Origin of the sequence: Marinobacter bryozoorum, from assembly GCF_023156245.1 — a bacterium.
Lineage (GTDB): Bacteria > Pseudomonadota > Gammaproteobacteria > Pseudomonadales > Oleiphilaceae > Marinobacter > Marinobacter bryozoorum.
Genome location: NZ_JAKZAH010000020.1, coordinates 31,401 through 53,507 on the forward strand (window position 1 = coordinate 31,401; position 22,107 = coordinate 53,507).

At 60.0% G+C, this 22,107-nt stretch carries 17 protein-coding genes and 1 pseudogene; 3 read left to right on the forward strand and 15 right to left on the reverse strand.

Translation table 11 applies throughout. The annotated features are described in order from the left end of the window. Positions 1 to 129 precede the first annotated feature (129 nt). The 11 genes and pseudogenes from MLC59_RS12120 to MLC59_RS12170 all read right to left on the reverse strand — a co-directional run bounded on the left by MLC59_RS12120 (position 130) and on the right by MLC59_RS12170 (position 15,259). The gene (locus MLC59_RS12120) at positions 130 to 909 is read right to left on the reverse strand and encodes an SDR family NAD(P)-dependent oxidoreductase (RefSeq protein ID WP_248234544.1); all 780 of its coding nucleotides are present in this window, start codon (positions 907 to 909) and stop codon (positions 130 to 132) included. Beyond that, on the reverse strand, positions 909 to 2,093 hold the full coding sequence (locus MLC59_RS12125) for an acetyl-CoA C-acyltransferase (protein ID WP_248234545.1): 1,185 nt from the start codon (positions 2,091 to 2,093) through the stop codon (positions 909 to 911). The genes MLC59_RS12120 and MLC59_RS12125 overlap by 1 nt, the downstream gene beginning before the upstream one ends. Before the next feature lie 480 nt (positions 2,094 to 2,573). Further along, positions 2,574 to 3,881: pseudogene (locus MLC59_RS12130) on the reverse strand (3-hydroxyacyl-CoA dehydrogenase); the annotation flags it as partial. Positions 3,882 to 4,121: 240 nt separating this feature from the next. Then, on the reverse strand, positions 4,122 to 5,921 hold the full coding sequence (locus MLC59_RS12135) for an acyl-CoA dehydrogenase (protein WP_248234546.1): 1,800 nt from the start codon (positions 5,919 to 5,921) through the stop codon (positions 4,122 to 4,124). Between the two features lie 54 nt (positions 5,922 to 5,975). After that, positions 5,976 to 6,674 (reverse strand): ABC transporter ATP-binding protein, encoded by a 699-nt coding sequence (locus tag MLC59_RS12140; protein WP_248234547.1) that lies wholly within the window; start codon positions 6,672 to 6,674, stop codon positions 5,976 to 5,978. After that, on the reverse strand, positions 6,674 to 7,429 hold the full coding sequence (locus MLC59_RS12145; RefSeq protein ID WP_248234548.1) for an ABC transporter ATP-binding protein: 756 nt from the start codon (positions 7,427 to 7,429) through the stop codon (positions 6,674 to 6,676). The genes MLC59_RS12140 and MLC59_RS12145 overlap by 1 nt, the downstream gene beginning before the upstream one ends. Continuing rightward, a complete protein-coding gene (locus MLC59_RS12150; protein WP_248234550.1) occupies positions 7,426 to 8,697 on the reverse strand; it encodes a branched-chain amino acid ABC transporter permease in 1,272 nt (423 codons plus the stop codon). The genes MLC59_RS12145 and MLC59_RS12150 overlap by 4 nt, the downstream gene beginning before the upstream one ends. A gap of 35 nt (positions 8,698 to 8,732) precedes the next feature. Beyond that, positions 8,733 to 9,677 carry a branched-chain amino acid ABC transporter permease gene (locus MLC59_RS12155; protein WP_248234551.1) on the reverse strand — a complete coding sequence of 315 codons (945 nt, stop codon included), beginning with the start codon at positions 9,675 to 9,677 and terminating at the stop codon, positions 8,733 to 8,735. A 71-nt stretch (positions 9,678 to 9,748) separates the two neighbouring features. Further along, positions 9,749 to 11,008 (reverse strand): branched-chain amino acid ABC transporter substrate-binding protein, encoded by a 1,260-nt coding sequence (locus tag MLC59_RS12160; RefSeq protein WP_248234552.1) that lies wholly within the window; start codon positions 11,006 to 11,008, stop codon positions 9,749 to 9,751. Between the two features lie 364 nt (positions 11,009 to 11,372). Further along, complete coding sequence (locus MLC59_RS12165) at positions 11,373 to 13,070, reverse strand: tannase/feruloyl esterase family alpha/beta hydrolase (protein WP_248234553.1); 1,698 nt, start codon at positions 13,068 to 13,070, stop codon at positions 11,373 to 11,375. A gap of 236 nt (positions 13,071 to 13,306) precedes the next feature. Continuing rightward, complete coding sequence (locus MLC59_RS12170) at positions 13,307 to 15,259, reverse strand: helix-turn-helix domain-containing protein (protein WP_248234554.1); 1,953 nt, start codon at positions 15,257 to 15,259, stop codon at positions 13,307 to 13,309. Positions 15,260 to 15,393: 134 nt separating this feature from the next. Between MLC59_RS12170 and MLC59_RS12175 the strand changes: the two genes are divergently transcribed. Beyond that, positions 15,394 to 17,376, forward strand: coding sequence for an acetoacetate--CoA ligase (locus MLC59_RS12175; protein WP_248234555.1), 1,983 nt, complete (start codon positions 15,394 to 15,396; stop codon positions 17,374 to 17,376). A gap of 38 nt (positions 17,377 to 17,414) precedes the next feature. Here MLC59_RS12175 and MLC59_RS12180 read toward each other — a convergent pair whose 3' ends face one another. Both MLC59_RS12180 and MLC59_RS12185 read right to left on the reverse strand, forming a co-directional pair. After that, entirely contained in the window at positions 17,415 to 18,662 is a 1,248-nt protein-coding gene (locus MLC59_RS12180) for an acyl-CoA dehydrogenase family protein (RefSeq protein ID WP_248234557.1), read from the reverse strand. Positions 18,663 to 18,762: 100 nt separating this feature from the next. Further along, positions 18,763 to 19,173 (reverse strand): YkvA family protein, encoded by a 411-nt coding sequence (locus tag MLC59_RS12185; protein ID WP_248234559.1) that lies wholly within the window; start codon positions 19,171 to 19,173, stop codon positions 18,763 to 18,765. Between the two features lie 309 nt (positions 19,174 to 19,482). Between MLC59_RS12185 and MLC59_RS12190 the strand changes: the two genes are divergently transcribed. Continuing rightward, positions 19,483 to 19,938, forward strand: a complete 456-nt coding sequence (locus MLC59_RS12190) for an META domain-containing protein (RefSeq protein ID WP_248234561.1) — start codon at positions 19,483 to 19,485, stop codon at positions 19,936 to 19,938. Positions 19,939 to 19,983: 45 nt separating this feature from the next. On the opposite strand, the gene MLC59_RS12195 is transcribed toward MLC59_RS12190, so the two are convergent. Together MLC59_RS12195 and MLC59_RS12200 are read right to left on the reverse strand one after the other, a co-directional pair. Next, entirely contained in the window at positions 19,984 to 20,793 is an 810-nt protein-coding gene (locus MLC59_RS12195; protein ID WP_248234562.1) for a 5'-nucleotidase C-terminal domain-containing protein, read from the reverse strand. 108 nt (positions 20,794 to 20,901) lie between these two features. Continuing rightward, positions 20,902 to 21,402, reverse strand: coding sequence for a DUF6231 family protein (locus MLC59_RS12200; protein WP_248234563.1), 501 nt, complete (start codon positions 21,400 to 21,402; stop codon positions 20,902 to 20,904). A gap of 48 nt (positions 21,403 to 21,450) precedes the next feature. Between MLC59_RS12200 and MLC59_RS12205 the strand changes: the two genes are divergently transcribed. Then, a complete protein-coding gene (locus tag MLC59_RS12205; protein WP_427901726.1) occupies positions 21,451 to 22,107 on the forward strand; it encodes an ABC transporter ATP-binding protein in 657 nt (218 codons plus the stop codon).

Sequence of the window (22,107 nt, forward strand, 5' to 3'; positions counted from 1 at the left end):
TCTGGTGGTGGATCCGTTCCTACATGATGGCAACGGGTTGCCCCGGGGTACAGGAAATCGGCAGGAGATTAATGGTTTCGTAAGGTTGGCAGGGGAAGTGGCGGCCACCGGGGAGGTGGCCGCAACGTATTACAGTGGGTTGACGACGTGGCCACCATCCACGGTGATGACAGACCCGGTCATGAACTGACCCGCATTGCTGGCGAGCAACAGCATGGCGCCGTTGAGTTCGTCAAGCTGGCCGAGACGGCGCATGGGCACGCCCTTCTGGATGAAGTCCTGACCCTGGTCGGTGTCGAAGAAGTCTTCGTTGATCTCGGTGCGGAAATAGCCCGGTGCTATGGCGTTGACCCGGATCTTGTATCGCGCGAGCTCCATGCCCAGGGACTTGGTGAGCTGCACCACGGCAGCCTTGGACGTGGCATAGTGGCTGAGCCCCTTACCCACACGAAGTCCGAGGATGGAAGCGATATTGACGATGCTGCCGGACTTGCCGGCCTTCGCCATGCGCTGTCCGCCGCACTGTGCCACACGCCAGACGCCGTCCAGGTTGGTGCCCAGCATGAAGCGCCAGTCTTCCTCACTGATTTCCAGCGCCCGGGCGGCACCGCCGACACCGGCGTTGTTGAGTACCACGTCCACGACGCCAAAGGCTTCCTCGGCAGCGTCGAAGGCTGCTTCCACGCTCTCCCGCGAGGTAACGTCCATGGCAACGGAGAGCACTTCGCCGCCTTCGCCGCGAATGTCGTCAGCGAGCTGATTGAGTTTTTCTACCCTGCGAGCGCCGATGACAACACGGGCACCCACCTGGCTGCAGATACGGGCAAAGTGCGCGCCAAGGCCACTGGACGCACCAGTGACCATGACGGTTTTGCCCTTGAGCGAGAAGGCATCAAGGGGATGGCTCATCACAGCACCTCAAACAGCCCGGCTGCGCCCATGCCGCCGCCAACACACATGGTAACGACCACGTATTTGACGCCACGACGCTTACCTTCGAGCAGGGCATGACCTACCATCCGGGCACCACTCATGCCGTAGGGGTGACCGATAGAGATGGCGCCACCGTTGACGTTCAGGCGGTCATCGGGGATACCCAGCTTGTCGCGGCAGTACAGCACCTGTACGGCGAAGGCTTCGTTCAGCTCCCACAGACCGATATCGTCCACTTTCAGGCCATGTTGCTTGAGCAGCTTGGGTACGGCGTAGACCGGGCCGATACCCATTTCTTCGGGCTTGAGACCCGCGACGGCCATGCCACGGTAGGCACCCAGGGGCTGCAGGCCACGCTGTTCGGCAAGCTTGGAGTCCATCAGCACGCAGGCGCTGGCGCCATCGGAGAGCTGGCTGGCGTTGCCGGCGGTGATGCAGCCGCCTTCGATGACCGGGTTGAGGCCGGCCAGGCCTTCGAGCTGGGTGGACGGACGGTTGCCTTCGTCCTTGTCGAGGGTGGCTTCTTCGTAGGTGACTTCCTTGGTTTCCTTGTTCATCACCGCCTTTGTGGTGGTGACCGGTACAATTTCGTCATCGTACAGACCCTTTTCCTGGGCGACAGCGGTGCGCTGCTGGGACTGAAGCGCATACTCGTCCTGGGCTTCACGGCTGATGCCGTAGACGTTGGCCACGTTCTCCGCGGTTTCCAGCATTGGCATGTAGGCATGAGCAGCATGTTTGATGACGGTCTCGTCACGTTCGTTGGCCATCCACTCGAAGTTCTTCTGCTGAACCAAGGAAATGTTCTCGTGTCCGGCGCCAATGGCGACGTCCTGGCCGTCATGGATAATCTGCTTGGCGGCGGTCGCGATTGCCATCAGGCCAGAGGCGCACTGGCGGTCGATGGTCATGCCACTGACGGTCAGGGGCAGCCCTGAGGCCAATGCTGTCAGGCGTCCGAGGTTCATGCCGGCTGTGCCGCCCTGCATGGCGGTACCCATTACCAGGTCTTCGATTTCTGCCGGATCGACCTTGGCGCGCTCAACGGCAGCCTTGATGGCGAAGGACGCCATGGTGGGTGACTTGGTGTTGTTGAACAGTCCCCGGAAGGCTTTGCCAATGGGGGTACGTGCGGTGGATACGATGACTGCTTCTCTCATGATCTCTTCCTCTTGGTGTTAAAAATATTCTATCGGGCCGGCTCAAACCTGACGTTTCTGTTTAGTGTTCACGTAACAGGTCCCAGACCTCCACGGAGTCGATCGACCGGCGGGACAGGCTTTCGCAGCAGCGCCATGGATGGCGCGGAGCAAGGCCGGTCCAGGGATGGGCCGTGAATTGCGGCGGAGAAAGCCTGTCCCGGCGGGCGAGCGACGGACTACCTTGTTTCTCGTGACTTCAGCAAATCATTTTCGGCTTGATCAGCGGTTCCAAGCATGCTCACCCAGACTGTGAATGAGGTGCCTGGCCTCCCGGTGGGGGTACTTCCTCCGCTGCAATTCACGGCCCGTCCTGGACCGACCTTGCACCGGGCCATCCATGGCCCTGCTGCGGAAGTACCCCCACCGGAAGTCCGTGTGAGCTCCGTGCTGTCCGCCTTTGGAATAATTCTGTTTATCCTGCCAGATCGTTTTTTCGCTTCAGACTTTCTCGATCTTCGTCTTGCCTTCCGCAACCAGCTTTTCCAACAGCGGTGCCGGCTCAAACCACATTGTGCCGTAATCACCCAGGGTATCGCGATAGTGACGGATGGTATCGAGGATCTTCTCCAACCCGATCTGCTCGGCGTAATGCATGGGTCCACCCAGCCAGGCCGGGAAGCCGTAACCGTTGATCCACACCAGGTCGATATCACCACTGCGCAGGGCAATGCCCTCGTCCAGAATCTGGATACCCTCGTTGATCAGCATGTACAGACAGCGATCGTGGATTTCCTCGTTGCTGATCTCCCGGCGCTCGATGCCCAGGTCAGCAGCGATTTTCTCGGCCAGTTGGGTCACCTCAGGATCTTCTTTCTTCTCCCGGTCTTCATAGATATAAAACCCGCGACCGGTCTTCTGACCGTAACGGCCCAGGTGATAGAGCTCGTCCGCCAGTTTGCAGTAGCCCGGGTCCTGGCTGATTTCATCCCGGCGGGATTCCCGTACCAGGTAGCCCACGTCGATACCGGCCAGGTCGTACATGGACAGTACACCCATGGCCAGGCCGGTGGAGGTCATCACGCCGTCCACCTGGGCCGGGGTCGCGCCTTCCAGTACCAGGCGGTGGGCTTCACGGGCGTAGGGTTCAAGCATGCGGTTGCCGATAAAGCCGAAGCAGACCCCGGAAACCACCGCGACCTTTTTGATAGTCTCAGCCATATTCAGGCAGGTGGCCAGCACATCGTCAGCGGTTTTCTCTCCACGAACGATTTCCAGCAGCCGCATCACGTTAGCCGGGCTGAAGAAGTGCAGGCCGATAACGTCCTGGGGACGGTTGGTAGATGCAGCAATCTGGTCCACGTCCAGGGTGGAGGTGTTGGAGGCGAGGATGGCGCCGGGCTTGCACACCTTGTCGAGGGTGCCGAACACCTGCTTCTTGACGTTCATGCTCTCGAAGACAGCCTCGATCACCAGGTCGGCATCACCCAGGTCGTCGTAGCTGAGGGTGCCTGAGAGCAGGGCCATGCGCTGGTCCATTTCTTCCTGGCTGAGTTTGCCCTTGGTGACGGTGCGCTGGTAGTTCTTGCGGATGATCTCCAGGCCCTTGTCCAGGGCTTCCTGCTTGAGTTCCAGCATGACCACCGGGATGCCGGCGTTGGCATAGTTCATGGCAATACCACCGCCCATGGTGCCGGCGCCGATAACGGCCACTTTCATGATGGGGCGCAGCTGAATATCCGGGCTGATGCCGGGGATGTCGCTCGCGACTTTCTCGGCCTGTTTTACATGGTCCAGGGCTTTTTGCTGTTCCGGGGTGTAGTGGTCTTGGGGACTTGTCATGATGTTTTCCTTTGAATATCCGAGTAGAGGGCTTGGCGAAGATGCGGCTTGCACAAGGTCGAGAGGCAGGGGGGCCGGGCACTTTTTCCGGGACCGTCGAAAAGATGGACCTTTTCGACGAGCCTACAGGGACGTATTTACGGTGTGTCCCGGAAAAAGTGCCCGGCCCCCCTGACTCCGGAGGGCAAACTCAAAACCTGGCGAACATCAGAACCAGTCGTTCTCCATATCCAGGTTGTCGCGGTTGCCGTTAGCCAGCAGCCGGGCGTAGCCTTCGAGCGGAGCCAGTTCCCAGTTCATGAAATAGCGGGCCGCATGGACCTTGCCCTGGTAGAACTGTTCTTCCGAACCGGACGCGCCGGCAGTCAGGGCCTTCTCGGCCGCCATGGCCTGCTTGAGCCAGATCCAGCCCACCAGTACCTTGCCGAACATGTCCAGGTACATGGTGGCGTTGGACAGACCGTGGTCCGGGTCCGCCGCCAGTTGCTTCTGAAGCTCAGAGGTTACCGACTTGAGGGTGTTCAGTGCTTGCGTCAGCTGGCTGGCCAGCGGCCCGCAGGTGTCCAGGTTGGCGGCTTCATCCAGGGTAGCCTGGATGCGATGCTGGAATTCGGCGTAGCCGTCGCCGCCTTTGGGGCCCAGTTTGCGGCCCAGCAGGTCGATGCCCTGGATGCCTTCCGTGCCTTCGTGGATGGGGTTCAGGCGGTTGTCCCGGTAAAGCTGCTCAAGCGGGTATTCCCGGGTATAGCCGGCGCCACCGAGAACCTGGATACCGAGGTCTGAGGCGATGACGCCGTACTTGGACGGCCAGGTCTTGACCATGGGGGTGATCAGGTCAAGCAGCTCAGCGGCGGCCTTGCGTTCACTGTCATCTGCTGCTGTGCTGGCATCTTCCACCAGGGTGCTTGCGTACAGGCACAGGGCCAGGCTACCTTCGGCGTAGGCCTTCTGCATCAGCAGCATGCGGCGCACATCCGCGTGTTCAACGATCTTGACCTGGGGGGCGTCCGGGTTCTTGTTGCCGGGCAGGCGGCCCTGTGGGCGGTCGCGGGCATAGTCCAGGGCTTCCAGGTAGCTCTGGTAACCCATGGCGGCCGCGCCCAGGCCGACACCGATGCGGGCTTCGTTCATCATCTGGAACATGTAGCCCAGACCCTTGTTGGGCTCGCCCACCAGGTAGCCAACCGCACCGTCTTTTTCGCCAAAGTTCAGTACGGTGGAGGTGGTGTTCCGGTAGCCCATCTTGTGCAGCAGGCCGGCCAGGGCGACGTCGTTGCGGTCGCCCCGGGTGCCGTCGTTGTTAACGTGGAACTTGGGTACCAGGAACAGGGAGATACCGCGAACGCCGGCCGGTGCGCCCTCAATGCGGGCCAGCACCATGTGGACGATGTTGTCGGTGAGTTCGTGGTCGCCACCGGAGATGTACATCTTGTTGCCGAACAGGCGATAGCTGCCATCATCGGCCGGCTTCGCCATGGTGCGAAGGTCGCCGAGGGCAGAGCCCTGCCCCGGCTCGGTCAATGCCATGGTGCCGCTGTAGCGGCCATCGAGCATGGCCGGCAGGTACTTGTCCTTCAGCTCGTCGCTGCCAAAGCTTTTGAGCAGGTTGGCGGCGCCGATGGTGAGAAACGAGTAGGCGGTGCTGGAGACGTTAGCGGCGTTGAAATAGGCCATGCTGGCCCGCAGCACCACTTCCGGCAGCTGTGAGCCGCCGTCGTCGAAATCATGGTGGGATGCCAGGAAACCGGCTTCGGCGAAAGCATTCCAGGCCGGCTGGGTTTCCGGGATCAGGGTGACTTTTTTACCATCGAACGTGGGTTCGTTGGCATCCCCCTTTTGATTGTGGGGCGCGAAATACTCGGCGGCTATGTCCCGTGCGGTGTTGAGCGTGGCATCGAAGATGGCACGGTCATGCTCCGCGTAGCGGGGCCGTTGCAGCAGGGATTCGGTGTCGAGGACTTCGTAGAGTTGGAATTCGAGATCGCGATCGTTAAGCAGTTTTGCCATTGACAGTTTCCGGGGCAGCCCACCCGGGGCGAGCTGCTCCGGGTGGGCTGCTTCCTAGACCTCCAGCCATTCTTTGCGGATTTCGGGGTTGTTTTTCAGCTCTTCCGGGGTGCCTTCGTAGACGATGTTGCCATCCCCCATGATGTAGATACGGTCAGCAATGTCCAGGGCGATGGACAGCTTCTGCTCTACCAGCAGCACCGCCAGGCCATCGTTTGCCATCTGTTTGAGGATGGCGGCCACGTCGGCGACTACCTTGGGCGCCAGGCCCTCGGTGGGTTCGTCCACCAGTATGCACTGGGGATCTCCCATCAGGGCGCGGAACATGCTGAGCATCTGTTGCTCACCACCGGACAGCACCTCGGCCGGGGTATGCTCCCGCTCCTTGAGGCGGGGGAACCACTCGTAGACCTTGTCGAGGGTCCACTTCTCACCGGTCTGGCCCTTTTTCTTCATGCCCAGCTCGAGGTTCTGCAGTACGGAAAGGCCGGGGAAAATGGCGCGGTCTTCCGGGACATAGCCAATGCCGACGTGGGCAATTTCATGAGACTGCTTGCCGCTGATGGTATTGCCATCGAACTCGATATGCCCCACCGGTGGCACCAGGCCCATCACCGCCTTGCACAGGGTGGATCGCCCGACCCCGTTTCGGCCCAGCAGGCTGACGATCTCGCCCCGGTTGACGGTCATGTTGGCGCCACGAAGCACGTGGCTCTTGCCATAGTAGGCGTGTAAATCCTGGATCTTGAGCATCAGTGGACCTCCGTACCGAGATAGGCTTCCTGAACGGCCGCGTTGTTGCGGATTTCTTCCGGGGTGCCGGTGGCGATGATTTCGCCATACACCAGTACGGAAATGCGGTCTGCCAGTTCGAAGACCACGCTCAGGTCGTGCTCTACCACCACCAGGGTGTTTTCGCCGGTCATGCGCTGGATCAGCTGGATGACGTCGTTGGCTTCGGTACGGCTCATGCCCGCTGTGGGCTCGTCCAGCAGGATCACCTTGGCACCGGAAGCGACGGTGCAGCCGATCTCCAGTGACCGTTGCTGGGCGTAGGTGAGCAGGGAGGCTGGTACCTCGGCTTGCTCGGTCAGGTTCAGGCGCTCGGCCAGTTCATAGGCCCGCTCCGTCACCGCCTTCTGGCCCATGACACTCTTCCAGAAAGCGTATTTGTGGCCTTCCGACCAGAGCAGCGAGCAACGCAGGTTCTGCATCACTGTCATGTTCTGGAACAGGTTGGTTACCTGGAAGCTGCGGCTCAGGCCCATGCGGTTGACCTTATGGGCCGGCAGGTTATGGATGTCATTACCGAAAAGCTTGATAGAGCCATCGGACACTTTCATCCGTCCACTGATCAGGTTGAACATGGTGGACTTGCCGGCGCCATTAGGGCCGATGATGACGTGGCGTTCGTGTTCATGAACCTCGAGGTTCAGGCCGCGGATGATCTCGGCGCGCCCGAAGTTCTTCTTTACGCCCTTGAGTTCGAGTGCGTTACGGGTAGTCATGCCTTACCTCCGTCTGACTTGGCGTCGAGTTTACGCTTGAGCATCGGGTTGCCGTGGAACAGCATCAGCCCGAAACCGATGATGGCGATACCAAAGGACACCAGCCAGGGCAGGGCGTTGGTGGCATCAACGGTGACACCCATCAGGGCGAAGGGAGCGCTCGGGTCCCAGCTACGGAAGTAGTGGTAGGCCAGCTCGATCACGCAGATCAGGCCAAAGATGCCTACCAGGCCGGTCAGCAGGATATACAGCCGGGCACCGGTGTTGCCTTTCCAGCCGCCCGCTTTCCAGCTGAGGTACTGGGTATGGACGATACCTACCAGACCCATCGGAGCAAACATGACGATGGCGATGAACATCAGGCCGAAATACAGCACCCAGGCCTCGGTGTAGGTGGAGAGGGAGCTTTCCAGGAAGGTCACCAGCGTGCCGCCCACGATCGGGCCAATGAAGTAGCCGATGCCGCCGATATAGGTGCCCAGCAATACGGCACCGGATGTGAGTGCGTTTACTGCTTCGTCGTTGACGATCTCGTCGGTGATCACGAAAAGGCCACCAGCAAGGCCGGCAAACATGGCTGACAGGGCGAACTGGATGAATCGCACGATGGTCGGGTTGTAGCCCACAAACTGCGCCCGTTCCGGGTTGTCCCGCACGGCGTTTGCCATCCAGCCCAGTGGGGTTTTCCTGAGCAGGTAGATCAGAATAGCGGCAATAAACGTCCAGGCCACCACCAGGAAGTACACGTTACGGCTGGGGGCGTAGTCCACGCCAAACAGCGACGGTGCTTCGTCCCGGTAGCCGAACAGGCCGGCCTCACCACCGAAGAAGTCGGTGAACATCAGTGAGCTGGAGTGCACCAGGGCACCCAGGCCCAGGGTGATCATCGCAAACACGACGCCAGCCCGACGAACCGAGAAGGTGCCGAAGATGATACCGAAGAACAGGCCGGCGCCAGCACCGACCACGGGCAGCAGTTCAAGGGGCAGGCCTTCGCCGCCAGCGTCATTGATGCTGCGCAGCAGGTGCATGGCTACGAAGGCGCCCAGACCGTAATAGACCGCGTGCCCGAAGGACAGCAGACCGGTATTGCCCAGCAGCATGTTATAGGACAGGGCGAAGATGATCGCCACGCCCATATGGCTGAGCAGGTTGATGGCATGGCCCGAATCAAAGATGAAGGGCAGCACGATCGCCACAAGCGGTACGACCACCCAGGGCCATAACTTCAGCAGGTTGGTTCCCCCTGCTGCGGTATTGGTAGCCATAGATTTGGTTTCCTGTTGCATTGTTGTTGTGGTGGTCATGCTTCACGCTTCCCGAACAGGCCGCGAGGTCTGAAGATCAGGGTCAGTACCAGCAGCAGGAACGGAAGTACGGGGGCAATACGGGTGGCTTCCATATGCCAGAGCACACCGAAGAAGCCGGAGTCCTCGATACCCAGCGCGCCGATACTGTCGGCCAGGGAGAAGTTCACTGACAGGAAGAAGGTCTGCAGGATCCCTATGATCAGTGAGGCCACCAGTGCCCCGGGAACCGAGCCAAGGCCACCCAGTACCACCACCACGAAGACAATTGGCCCCATCATGAACGCCATGCCGGGGTCGGTGACAAAGTGAATACCTCCGACGACGCCACCAAGACCAGCCAGTGCGCAACCAAAGGCGAATACGAGGGTAAAGACCATCGGTACGTTATGACCCAGTGCACCAACCATATCCGGGCGGGACAGGGCGCCCTGGATGATCAGGCCGGCACGGGTTTTCTTTATCAGAACCCACAGGCCGATAAACATGGCAACGGCGACCAGCAGGATGAAGACCTTGAACCAGGAGTAATCCAGGCCAAACATGGTGAATGCGGTGGTATTCAGGGCAGCAGGGGCCTTGTAGGCAACCGGCACGGTGCCCCAGAACAGAGCGACCAGCTCCTCGATGACGTAGGCGAGGCCGAAGGTGAAGAGCAGTTCCGGTACGTGACCGTACTGGTGAACCCGGCGCAGGCCATAGCGTTCAACCAGCGCACCCATGACACCGACAGCGATGGGTGCGAGGAAAAGCGCCACCCAGAACCCGGTTCCCAGGCCGAAGGTGTAGGCGAAGTAGGCGCCAAGCATATAAAAGCTGGCGTGGGCAAAGTTCAAGACACCCATCATCCCGAAGATCAGGGTCAGGCCGCTGGACATCATGAACAGCAGCGTACCGTAGAGCACGCCATTGAAGATCGAATAAGCGATGGTTTCGAGCATGGTGAGACGAATCCTGGTTTATTGTTCTGAAAAGCTCCGGTGGCATTGCGCCACCGGAGTATGGCTGGGGCTTACGGACGTCTCATGTCGCAGGTGGTATCAACCGTAGCCTGTTCTACCGGGATGTTGGCGACAGTACGGAAGCCAACGCCGGAATTATCGGCATCGTACTTGGCCTCGGTGTCCATTACAGACAGGTACATGGGCTGCAGGATCTGGTGGTCCTGAGCGCGCATGGTCACTGTGCCGGTGGGCGAATCGAATTCCATGCCTTCCAGGGCCTTGGCGATAGCGTCGATATCCTCGGCGTTACCCACTTCCTCGATGGCCGCTTTCAGCATGTGCATCTGGTTGTAGATGCGGTGGTAGTACCAGTCGATCTCCGGGTAGCGCTCCTTGAACTCCTGGAACCACTTCTCGTAGTCCTCCAGACCTTCGTCGACGTTGACGTCAGCGTGCCATTCGGTGATCTGGTGGAGTTTGTCTTCACCGCGTGGACCAACCGCTGCAGGCGTGCCAAGGCCACCGCCATAGTAGGTGTAGATGTTGACGTCCAGGCCGGCACTGTCGATGGCGCGAACCAGCAGGGACAGGTCGTTACCCCAGTTGCCGGATACTACGGTATCAGCACCGGACTGCTGGATACGGGAGACATAGGGAGAGAAGTCGCGCACCTGGCCAATCGGGTGCATGACGTCGCCGACCACCTCGGCGTCGAGGCCTTTCTCGTCCACCAGCTCCTTCATGCGCTTGGAGATGAACTGGCCGTGTGAGTAGTCCATGTTGATCAGGAAGATCTTGTCGATGTCGTCATCGCGAGTCTTCATGTAGTTGGACAGTGCTTCCAGCTTGATGTCGGAGGCGGCATCAAAGCGGAAGTGGTAGAAGCTGCAGCGCTCATTGGTGAGGGCCGGATCTACCGCGGCGTAGTTCAGGTACAGAACCTTGTTGTCTTCGTTACGACGGTTGTTGCGATCCACCGCTTCGACCATGGCACCGGCCACGTTGGAGCCGTTGCCCTGAGTGACGAACTTGATACCGTCGTCGACAGAGCGCTGGATCAGCTGCACTGACTCAGAGGGGCTTTGCTTGTTATCCATGGCAACGATCTCAATGTCGCGGCCAAGGATGCCACCCTGCTCATTCATCTTCTCTGCAGCAAACCGGAAATGCTTCAGGCCTTGGTCACCCACGTTGGCGAAGGGCCCGGACAGCGGCTCGATGTAGGAAATGCGGATGGGACCATCCTGCGCATAGGTGATGGATGAAATGGCCATGGAAAGGCCGATCATGGTGCCGGTGAACAGGCCGGTCTTCTTGTTTCGTAGCATGATTTTCTCCTGATATTCGCTGCCAGCATGGCAGCTGTCTTCTTGTATTTGTTGCTTAGTGGTTCAGACTGTATAGCGAGCGCTTGTTCTATTCAATCTGGACTTTCATTATTTTTTACTATGAAAATACCTCCCGGAATTGGTGATGGATTCAGGCAGTTGCGTTTTGCCCCTCGAATCAAAGGTATAGTTGAATTACTCAACCAGTTCAACCAGTGAAGCCGCGTTTACCTAATATTTACTGTAGCCGGCGGCTCCAGGCAAGTCCTGGGGGCTGTTCGGCCGCAAGCAGCATCGTTGCGACCGCCCGACTCTGTGTGTCATGGCCGGCGCCTGACTCTCGTCTCTGGCGCCGGACGACTTGTCATTCCACGCATTTAAATGAAGTGGCTGAAAGCGGGTCCCCGCCATCAATGTATTCCGGCCAGGCCGGATAGTCACACAGTGGCCGTGTACGACCGGCTATGCCGACAGTGTCCATGGTGATCTGGTTTTTCGGGGCGATGTCCTGCTCCGCCCACTCCTCCAGCGCTGAGAGCGAATCCCAGGTTGCGTTGAAGAAGGAGCTTGCCCCGTGCCCGAACCCGGGAACCTCGTAGTAGCGAACAAAACTGTCCACATCCTGCTGGCCCATCTGCTCCACCAGTCGTTCGTAATAAATTTCGGTGGCCCTTGAGCTGACCAGAATGTCCGAGAGGCCATGGGCCAGCAGCAGCTTACCACCTTTTTCCGCAAACCCGGAGATGTCGGTGCCGGCGTTAAAAAGAATGCTCAGCTTGCTGATGCGCTCGGCAAATTCCGGTCGGGGCTCGATCGGGTCGAAGTCGAAGGAATTGAAATTGGCGTCCTGCGCCACGGAATACCGGACCCACTGGTCCACCAGCACACTCAGGTAAGGCGCCGTGGGTGGCATTGGCATGGCAGGCTGGCTGGTGCCCAGGGCGAGGAACACAACAACCGGCTGTACCGGTGTATCGATTGTAGTGATGCCAAGGTCTGCACCCCAGACGTTGCTGCCGGGGTAGCCGGTTTCACCGTTGGCCAGATCAAACTTGAACTCTACGCCATCGTTCATGGCCTTTAGTGCGGTGATCTGGGCATCGGACAGGCAGTGGTTCCCTTCGTCATTTCCGCTGGCGCATCGTAGCGAATTGCCATTGATAGTTGCGGTGTCAGGGTCGAAGTTATCGTTGCACTGGCGCTGGTCACCGATTATGCCGTCCTCGAGCCCGTCCAGGGCATCGCAGGATTCGAGAGCGGCGTCCAGCAGCAGCTGGCGTTTGGCGGAGTTGGGGTAGGCCCCGGATTCGGCCAAGGCCAGGCTGATATGTTGTCCGGCCAGCCATGCCGACATGTTGTTCCAGGCTGGATACCAGGCGATAGCGCCGTCCCAGTCGTCTGGCCATCTCTGGATGCTGGTCAGGGCCTCGCGTCCACCGGTGGAGCCGCCTGCGAAATAGCTCTTCTCGGGTTCACTGGCGTATCGCTTGCCTACAACAAAAACGGCAGCATCGCGGGTTTTCTTGAGGGCTTCGCCGCCAAAGTTGCGCACCGCTTCGTCGTTGAGCCCCCAGCGTCCGTCTTGTGAGCCATATTCGTTGGCTTGATGGCCGGAGTCGCTGGCGAAGGTGGCATAGCCACGACCGAGGGGTGTCAGCGCATCAGGGGCGCTCTGGGGAACGTTAGCGGTAATGGCCGGAATGGTGCCGTTAAAGCCGCCCCCGCCAAACATGAGTGCCTTCGAGTTCCAGTCGGCTGGCAGTGCCACCTGGAAAAGAATGTCGGGTGCTTCGGGGTCGACTGGCGCGATGCTTCCGGAAACAAGGCAGTGCTCCGGTATGGCCGCAGCGCCGCTGCCACTGGCTTCCACAACTTCTGCGGCTGTAATGGTGCCGCCGGAGGTTGCCAGGGCTATTTCCCCGGCGGGAATCTCCAGTCCTTCCAGGTCTGTACAGGCCATTGGTTTATCGCTTGAGGAAGAGCTGCCTCCGCAACCGGCGATCAGCGTGATGGCCAGACAGCCAGCCGCAAGGCCTGGCAATTTCAAATTGATGTTCTTCATTGCTGCTTCCTTGTTTGTTGTCGTTGTTTTTGGGGGCTTCGGTGCCATGGGCGCCGACCCCGGACCATAAGCAACTCTGTCCGGGCTGACAATGTGAGTCAGTTACATTTTTGGGCGACCAGATATGTGTGAGAGTCACAGTGGTTTTTCTGCCACGCCTCCGCGAGTCAGCTGATACCGGTGTTCCCGGGCAGGAAGCCGGCGGGAGGGTGGCGGGGCTGCCGTGCTTTCTGCTCTTACCTGCCGGCTTTTTTCCTCAGGCTGTACAGCCGCAGTGCCAGCTGGATCTCCAGCGACCGGTTATCCTGCTGCCACGGACCCAGTATGGCGTTGATGGCGTCAAGCCGGTTATGAATGGTGTTGACGTGGAGCTTCAGCTTGCGGGCGGTAGCCCTGGCATTCTGCTGCTCGCTCATGAATATCTGCAGGGTTCGGACCAGCTCTGTTTTCCTGGCACGGTCCGATTCGATGAGTTCGCCAATCGTTGCCCGGATAAAGGCTGCCACATCCACCGGCGTCCTGTTGCCGAGCAATGGCGTATATATAGCGTACTCATGGTAGAAAAATGTCCCGTTGTTGCGCCCCAGGTGCTTCGCGACGTGCAGCGACTGTATCGCCAGCCGATACTCACCGGGTAGGTCCTCTGGCTGCCTGATGGGGTGGGAGAGGGCCGTCAGTCCGGTCCAGGTGGGCTCGTTACTCATGTGTTCATGAAGGAGGCGCCGGATAGCCTGGGTATCGTTCTGGTTAAACAGCAGGACGATCCGGCCGTCGATTTCCGTCGCCACCCCGGACAGGGGCTTCAGTCGTTTATTGATCTTTTTCAGGAAAAAATGAACCTTTGACGGCTCAAGGGCAATCACCGCCAGCACCATCGGGGACTGTGTGTCGAGGCCGATTTTCAGGGCCTGGGTTCTGGTGGGTGGCCGGGCCGGGTCTTTCGGGTCCAGAAGGTTGGCAATGGTGGTCCTGATGTCGAGCAGGTCAGAGGCGGTCTTCTTTTCCTCAAGCAGGTTCAGTACTGCAAGCGCGGTGGACGAACGCTCGAAGATCCGGGTCTGGTGACCGGATAACGGAGCCTGGGTGCGGATAAGCAGCGACCCCAGGTGATCATTGCCACTTGAAACAGCCATCAGGTTGAGGATGTGCTGGTGGTTATCCAGGGTCACTGAGCGACCCGTCAGCCGGCTGGCTTCGATGGCTTTGTTCATCGGCCTGCTGGACTGGCTGTTCAGGGTGATGGTTTCGAAGAACGGCAGGGCGCTTGCCGGGACGGCAAAGGTGACGGATCCCATGGGGTCGATAAATCCGAGTTCACCATCGAGCAGGTCGGCGACCAGGCGGATCATGTCCGGCTGGCTGCCGCCCCTGGCGATCCGGGAGGTCAGTTTCTCATGGGCGTCGGTGGCATGCTCCAGCATGGCTACCTTGTCCTGCAGCTCCCGGTTTGCCTGCTCGGCGTACCTGAGGGCGTGCTGCTTCTGTTCGAAGATTTGCGCATTGCGGATCGCTACGGAAGCATGGGCGGCTAGGGTGCCGAGTACGGAAATCTCCCAGGGCTGATGGAACCGCTCGTAACGGTCGGCAACGAACAGGACACCGATGACCACGGAGTTCGACATGATCGGCACGGACAGTACCGACTGGATTCCCTCTTCTGCCATGGCCCTGTCCATCAGGGGATCATGGATGAACTGGTCTTCCGTCAGGTAGTTGCGGGTAGTAAAGGCTGACCGGGAGTTTCGCACATGGCCGGCGATGCCTGCTTCCCCGGGCCCTCTGAGATCCTTGATAAGCTCGGTGTAGACGCCATCAGTGGCCAGAATCCTTCCCTCCTTGTCCGGGGCTTGCCCGGCCAGCCAGGCAATATCACTGCGTAGCAACTTGCGCCCGCGAGTCACGATGCTGTTAAGGACCGCTTCCGGGTCCTTCAGTTCGGTGAGTGTTTCAGCGCTTTCTGATACGGCCCGAAGCGAGCGTTCGTTGAGCTGATATTGCTCGTTCCGTTGGGCCAGGTTGATGGCTTTTCCGACAGCTTCGAGCAGATCAGACTTTTCCTCCAGGCTGAGGGAGAGTGATTCGGCCTCGGAAAGATGCCTGGAGAGTTCGCTTGCTCCCCGCCCTTTATCCAGGTCATCCAGAATGGCCTGATACGTGTGGATCAGGAGTGCGTGGGTGGATTTTGACATTGAGCTCAGGCCCTGTTTATCCGATAGTATGTCACCCATTATAGCGAGCGCTTGTACCACAAGTTGGCAGGTGCCGCCCCCGATCGCAATCTGATGTCTACCTATGACAGTCAATAATAAATGGAGACCCGCCCATGACAGACCAGACCCCCGAATGCCTCTGGCAACCCGACCAGGCTCGTATCGAGCGCAGCCTCATGCACGATTTCATGCAGTGGCTGAACACACACAAAGACCAGAATTTTGACGATTACAGTGCGCTCTGGCAGTGGTCCGTAGATCACCTGGAAGATTTCTGGGCTGCGTTCTGGGACTATTTCGATATCCGGCATTCGGCCCCTTATTCCCGGGTGCTGGACGGCGACCGCATGCCAGGCGCCACCTGGTTTGAGGGCGCCCGGATAAACATGATCGAGCAGGCATTCCGCTTCCATGAGGATGAGCCCGGGCGCCCTGCGATCATCTCCCGGTCCGAGACTCGCGAGCTGCAGGAGCTTTCCTGGGGTGACCTGAAGAAACAGGTCGCGTCCTTTGCCCATGGCCTGCGACAGATGGGGGTTACATCCGGTGACCGCGTGGTGGCCTACCTGCCCAACATTCCGGAGGCAGTGGTGGCTTTCTACGCCTGCGCCAGTATCGGCGCCATCTGGTCCAGCTGCTCGCCGGATATGGGCACCCGCAGCGTGATTGACCGGTTCCGCCAGATCGATCCCAAGGTAATGATTGCCGTGGACGGCTATCGCTACGGTGGCAAGGATTTCAGCCGCATGGAGGTAGTCAGCCAGTTACGGGAAGAGCTGCCCACCCTGGAGCAGGTCGTGTTGCTGCCGTACCTGGATACCGGGGTGACCATGGAAAACAGCGTACCCTGGTCGGACATGCTGGCCCACGAAGAGCCTATGAGCTTCGAACAGCTGCCCTTCGACCATCCCCTGTGGGTGGTTTACTCCTCCGGCACTACCGGCATGCCCAAACCCATTGTGCACAGCCATGGTGGCGCCCTGCTGGAGGGGCTGCAGGGTCAGGGGCTGCATATGGACCTGCAGCCGGATGACCGCTACCTGTGGTTCACCACCACCGGCTGGATCATGTGGAACGCCCAGATTGGCGGTTTGCTGCTGGGCTCGACCATCTGTATCTACGACGGCAACCCGGGCTATCCGGACCTGGGCACCCTCTGGCGGTTTGCCGGGGAAGCCGGGGTGACCTTCTTCGGCGCAGGCGCCGCCTACTTCCTCAACTGCAAGAAGGCCGAGATTCACCCGCGGGACTACGCCGACCTGAGCCGGATCCATTCCGTGGGCTCCACCGGCTCACCACTGCCGGATGAAGGCTACAAGTGGATCATGAACGAAATCGGCGATGACGTGCTGGTGGCACCTATCAGCGGTGGTACCGATGTTGCGGCTTTCTATGTGGGCTGTAACCCGATCATGCCGGTGTACGCCGGTGAGATGCAGTGCTGCACCCTGGGTACGGCGGTCTATGCGTTTGACGAGGACGGTAAGCCGCTGGAAGACGAGGTAGGTGAGCTGGTGGTTACCAGGCCCATGCCCTCCATGCCCCTGTACTTCTGGGGCGACGAAGGCGGCCATCGCTATCACGACAGCTACTTCGATACCTATCCGGGCATCTGGCGCCATGGTGACTGGATTCGTATTACCCCACGGGGTGGCGCCATCATCTATGGCCGTTCGGATACCACTATCAACCGCCAGGGCGTACGCATGGGTACCGGTGAAATCTACCGGGTAGTGGAAGAGATCCCGGAGGTCATGGACTCACTGATCGTGGACCTGGAATACCTGGGGCGGGAATCCTACATGCCGCTGTTCGTGGTGTTGCGTGAAGGTGTCACCCTGGATGATGACCTGAAGGGGAGGATTCGTGCAGCGATCCGGGACAACCTGTCAGCCCGTCACGTGCCCAATGAGATCATCCCGACAGCGGAGATTCCCTACACGCTGACCGGCAAGAAAATGGAGCTGCCCATCCGCAAGCTCTTGCTGGGCAAGCCCCTGTCCCAGGTGGCGAGCCCGGATGCCATGGCCAATCCGGGCAGCCTGGATTTCTACATCAACTTTGCCGAAGAGCGAGGTACGGCGCCCGCAGAGTAAGGCTGCCCGGCAGCCATACCCTGACGGGTATCAGGGGCTCAGCGGAGGTTGTAGTAAGCCGCCGTTGAGCCCCGGTGCTCCTTCGCCTTCTCGATCTCGGCCCGGGCCACGGTGCGCAGGTGCACCTCATCCGGGCCGTCGAGGAAGCGCAGGGCACGGCCCCAGGTCCACAGGTAGGCTAGGGGGGTATCAGGCGTCAGTCCCATGGCGCCGAATACCTGCATGGCCCGGTCCACGACACGGGTCTGAAGGCGTGCGGCCACCAGTTTGATGGCGGATACGTCCACCCGCGCCGCCTGGTTACCGTACTGATCCATTTTCCAGGCCGCCTGTAACACCAGCAGGCGGGCCTGGTCGATTTCCAGCCGCGACTCGGCGATCCAGTCCCTGACGTTCTCAAACTCACTGAGAAACTTGCCAAAGGTGCGCCGTTCCAGGGAGCGTTCGGTCATCATCTCCAGTGCCAGTTCGCACTGACCGATGGTGCGCATGCAATGGTGGACCCGGCCCGGACCCAGGCGCGCCTGGGCCATGGCAAAGCCTTCGCCGGGTTTGCCCAGCAAGTTCCTTGCCGGTACCCGCACGTTGCGGAAGGCGATCTCGCAATGCCCCTCCGGGGAGTGGTGCTGCATGATGGGAATGTTGCGGACCACCTCCAGGCCGGGAGCATCCATGGGCACGATGACCATGGAGTGTTCGTGGTGGCGGTTGTCACCGGGGCCGTCATCGCAACGGCCCAGCACAATGGCAAATCGACAGTTGGGGTGATTGGCGCCGGTGATGAACCACTTGCGGCCGTCTACGACGTACTCGTCACCGTCGCGCCGGATGGTCGTGCTGATATTGGTGGCGTCGGAGGAGGCCGTGTCCGGCTCACTCATGGCGAAGCAGGAGCGAATGGTGCCGTCCAGCTGGGGTTTCAGCCAGGTCTCGTACTGCTCATCGGTGGCGAACCGGTGCAGAAGTTCCATATTGCCGGTGTCCGGCGCACTGCAGTTGAATAGCTCAGCGGCCCAGGGCAGCCGGCCCATGATCTCGGCCAGTGGGGCATAGTCCAGGTTGGACATGGGCGTGCCCGGCTCGTGGTCTTTCAGCTCCGGCAGGAACAGGTTCCAGAGACCGTCTTCCCGGGCCTGGGCCTTGATGGGTTCGATAATGTCCAGTGGGTAGACGCCATCCTCTGCGCTGCGCAACCAATCGCTGTTGCGTGGCAGGACGTGTTTTTTCATGAACCGTCGCATCAGGTCCTGGACCTGGCGGGCGTCTTCGGAATAATCAAAATCCATGGTGGGCCCTGGTAGCTGTTGGACAGATTCCGGTAAACCGGCCTGTGGACACACTACGTTATCACCACCGCCTGGGCGTTGATGCACGTCAAGCCGGTACTCAGGCGCTGGCGGCGGCCTCGGCGTCCAGCTCCTTCCAGGCGGCGTAGCGGTGCAGGTCTGACTCCACCATTTTCAGGCAGAGGGCTACCACGCCGGCATCGTCCAGCAGGCCAAAGCCGATCAGCACATCGGGAATCAGGTCCAGTGGGTTCAGTACATAGAGCAGGGCGCCGGCTATGGCCGCCACGCTTTTCCAGGGAACCTGCCGGTAGCGGCCGTTCCAGTAATCCCGCAGCAGCGAGAACATCAGGCGGATATCCGTGGAAAACCGCTCAAGCTTGCCCCCGGCCTGCACCTTGGCTTCGATCTTTTTCTGCCGTTCCAGCAGGGTCTCGATGTCGTCCTGGTTTACCTTGCTGCTTTCCCGGTCAAGTTCCTCCCGGGCGCGCTCCTGGCTGATGGCTGCCATGGCATCCTCGTGTTTGCTGAAGAGTGGGTAGGCGGGCATCACGCGAAGCTGAACTTCGGTGAAAGGTGATCGGTCGCCTTTCAAGGATTCTAGCACCCGATCGATACACGGGAATATTGCGGGTGCTTACCCCAAAATTACAAGGTGGGGTACAGGCCGGAAACACCCCATGCGATGCCGGACTGGTTGCCTGCAAGTGAATGGTTTGCAGGATTGTCATCCCGACCACGGACGGTTGAGTGTCGGCACTGGTATGATGGCGTTTTCGAACGGGCGGCCCGGGCCGCAGACTCAGGAGGGTTACCAACCATGAATGGAATGAGCGTAGCTGGTCGGATTATCGTGCTCGGTTGCCTGGCATTGCTGGCGGCCTGTGCCTCCGGACCTGGCTCACAGCAGGGTGGACCTGTGCCCACAGCACCCCTGACCAACACCTACTGGAAGCTGATGGAGCTTCAGGGCAACGCGGTGGACGTCCCGCAGGGAGAGCAGGGCGAGCCCCATATGATCTTTCGGGACGACGGCAAGGTGAATGGCTTCAGCGGTTGCAACCGGTTCGTGGGTGAGTACACAGTCACTGGTGCCAACCTGCTGTTCGATTCCATGGCCAGCACCCGTATGGCGTGCCCGGACGACAGCTATGAAACTGTGCTTTACGACGTATTTGCCGATACGGCCGGGGTGTTCCTGGAAGGCAAGGTGCTCAAGCTGCTGGATGACCAGGGCCATGGGCTGGCCCGTTTCGAGGCGGTGGCCCTGCCCTGAATGCCAGGTTGGCCGGGAACCCGCATGGTCCCCGGCCAGTTCGGGTTACGGCGCGGCCGTATAGTTTTGTGTGGAGTATTCGTCCATGGAAGGCTTACTGACCACGGTCAGGTGGGTGTCGTCGTTCAGCGGCAGCCAGGCTCCTTCGTTACGCTCCCGATACTCGATATCGTGCAGTCTTGTGCCGGCGCTGCGATTCATGTCTACGTACCAGCGCAGGCCAGCGGCATAGGGGTAGGCGCCACTGGAGTCAGTGTGGGCGTAGTCGACGGCCTCGTTGAGCACCGAGCGTATTTCGGCGCCTGTAAGCTCGTATTCCTCCTCGTTCGCGTCTTCGCGAACCAGTGGCTCATCCAGCAGCAGGTGGGGGACACCGTTACACGACTGACCAACCCCTTCGTCGTTCCACTCCACACTCAACTCGCCTACGACCCAGGAATACTGCCAGGCCTGGGCGACGCAGACCTGGTCGCCGTCTGCGTTGGTAGTCAGGGTCGGGTAGGGGCCGGAGCTTTCCAGGCCATAGGCGGAAAAGTCGCCAAGGAGTGAGTGGGAGTCGCCGCCGATAATGACATCGACCCCGCTTAGCCTGTTGGCCAGCTCAAGGTCGTTCTGATACTGGTAGTGGGTCAGCAGGATAATCTTGTTGATGCCGCTCCCGGTCAGTTCGTCGATCATTGCCTGTGCGGTTGCCTGTTCATCCAGGAACTCGGTGGTTTCAAGGGGACTGGAGCTGTTGCGGGTCTTGTTGGCGATATCGATGCCAATGATACCCACCCGTGCGCCATCGATTTCCCGCACGGTATAGGGCTTTATGTAATCATCCTGCGCTGTCGGCGCCAGCGGGGTGCCCACTTCCGGATGCGCTGGGTGTTTCGGACTCCGTCGGGAGCCTGTTGATCAGGGTGCCGTCAGACTATGACGGCGACATGAGATTTTTGTGACGGGTTGGCGACAGGGCCTTTACCACCGGGCCTTGTCCCACATTTCCGGGTTGGCCCAGTATTTCGGGTTGTTCCAGTCCCGCTTGTGGTTGTAGGTGTCGATGTTGTAGGTATACAGACTGTGGCTGGTGCCTTCGTCTCCAACGGCCTGGCGGGTGAAACCCAGGGCCAGGAAATCGGTCAGCCGCCAGCCACTGGCGTTTTCCACCAGAACGGCGATACGCCGGTTACCCAGGTTACGCAGTTGCCCCAGCAGCAGCGTCCCCGTGGTCCGGTCCATGGCTTCCAGCGTATCCGAGATAAGGGCCAGGTCGTGGGGCCCTGCGCTTTCGCCGGTAAGCTCACCCTGGCTGTGGACCAGTACATCTACCCGGATGGCCTGTGCTGACGACTGCCATGCCCCGGCGGTCACTTCAGCCGCACTGCCGGCTACCAGCAACGACGAAGGCCGGGCGTCCAGGATGATGGGTTCGAAGATGGCCTGTGGCTTCATGGCAATATCCTCCGCTGAATCTGTCATCATACGCTCCGGGGCTGCTCCCGGCCTCCCCAGTAATGTTTGAAGGAGTTGGTTTTGGCTGCCATCAAGGTTGCAGATCTCCATAAGTCCTACCGCACCGGGGCCGGACGGGTGCCCGTTTTCGAAGGCCTGTCTTTCTCGGTTGAGACGGGGCATTCGCTTGCCCTGACGGGGCCTTCCGGGTCCGGCAAGAGTACCTTGCTGAATATTCTGTGTGGGATGGAAACGACCGATCGCGGAGTCATCACCCTGTTCGGGAGGGTTGCGGCTCAGCGAAGCCCGGGGGACTGGGCAGAACTTCGGCGGCGCCGGATCGGGGTGGTGTTCCAGGACAGTAACCTGATGCCGGCCCTCACCCTGGAAGAGAATGTACGTCTGCGTGCCGACCTGGCTGGTCAGTCCTTTGGTCCCGTTCGGGACTGGCTCGAGCGGCTGGGACTGAAGGGTCTGGAGAGGCGCTATCCGGACCAGGTTTCCGGTGGGCAGCGTCAGCGAGCGTCCCTGGCAATGGTGTTTGCCATGGCGCCGGACCTGATCCTTGCAGATGAACCCACGGGCAGCCTTGACCGGAATACCGCCCATGACGTGGCTGATGAACTTTTCCTGTGGCAACGGCGTCGTGGCTGTACCCTGGTGCTGGCCACCCACGACCTGTCGCTGGCGGACCGTTGTGACCAGCACCTGGACCTGGCCGGCGGAAACTGA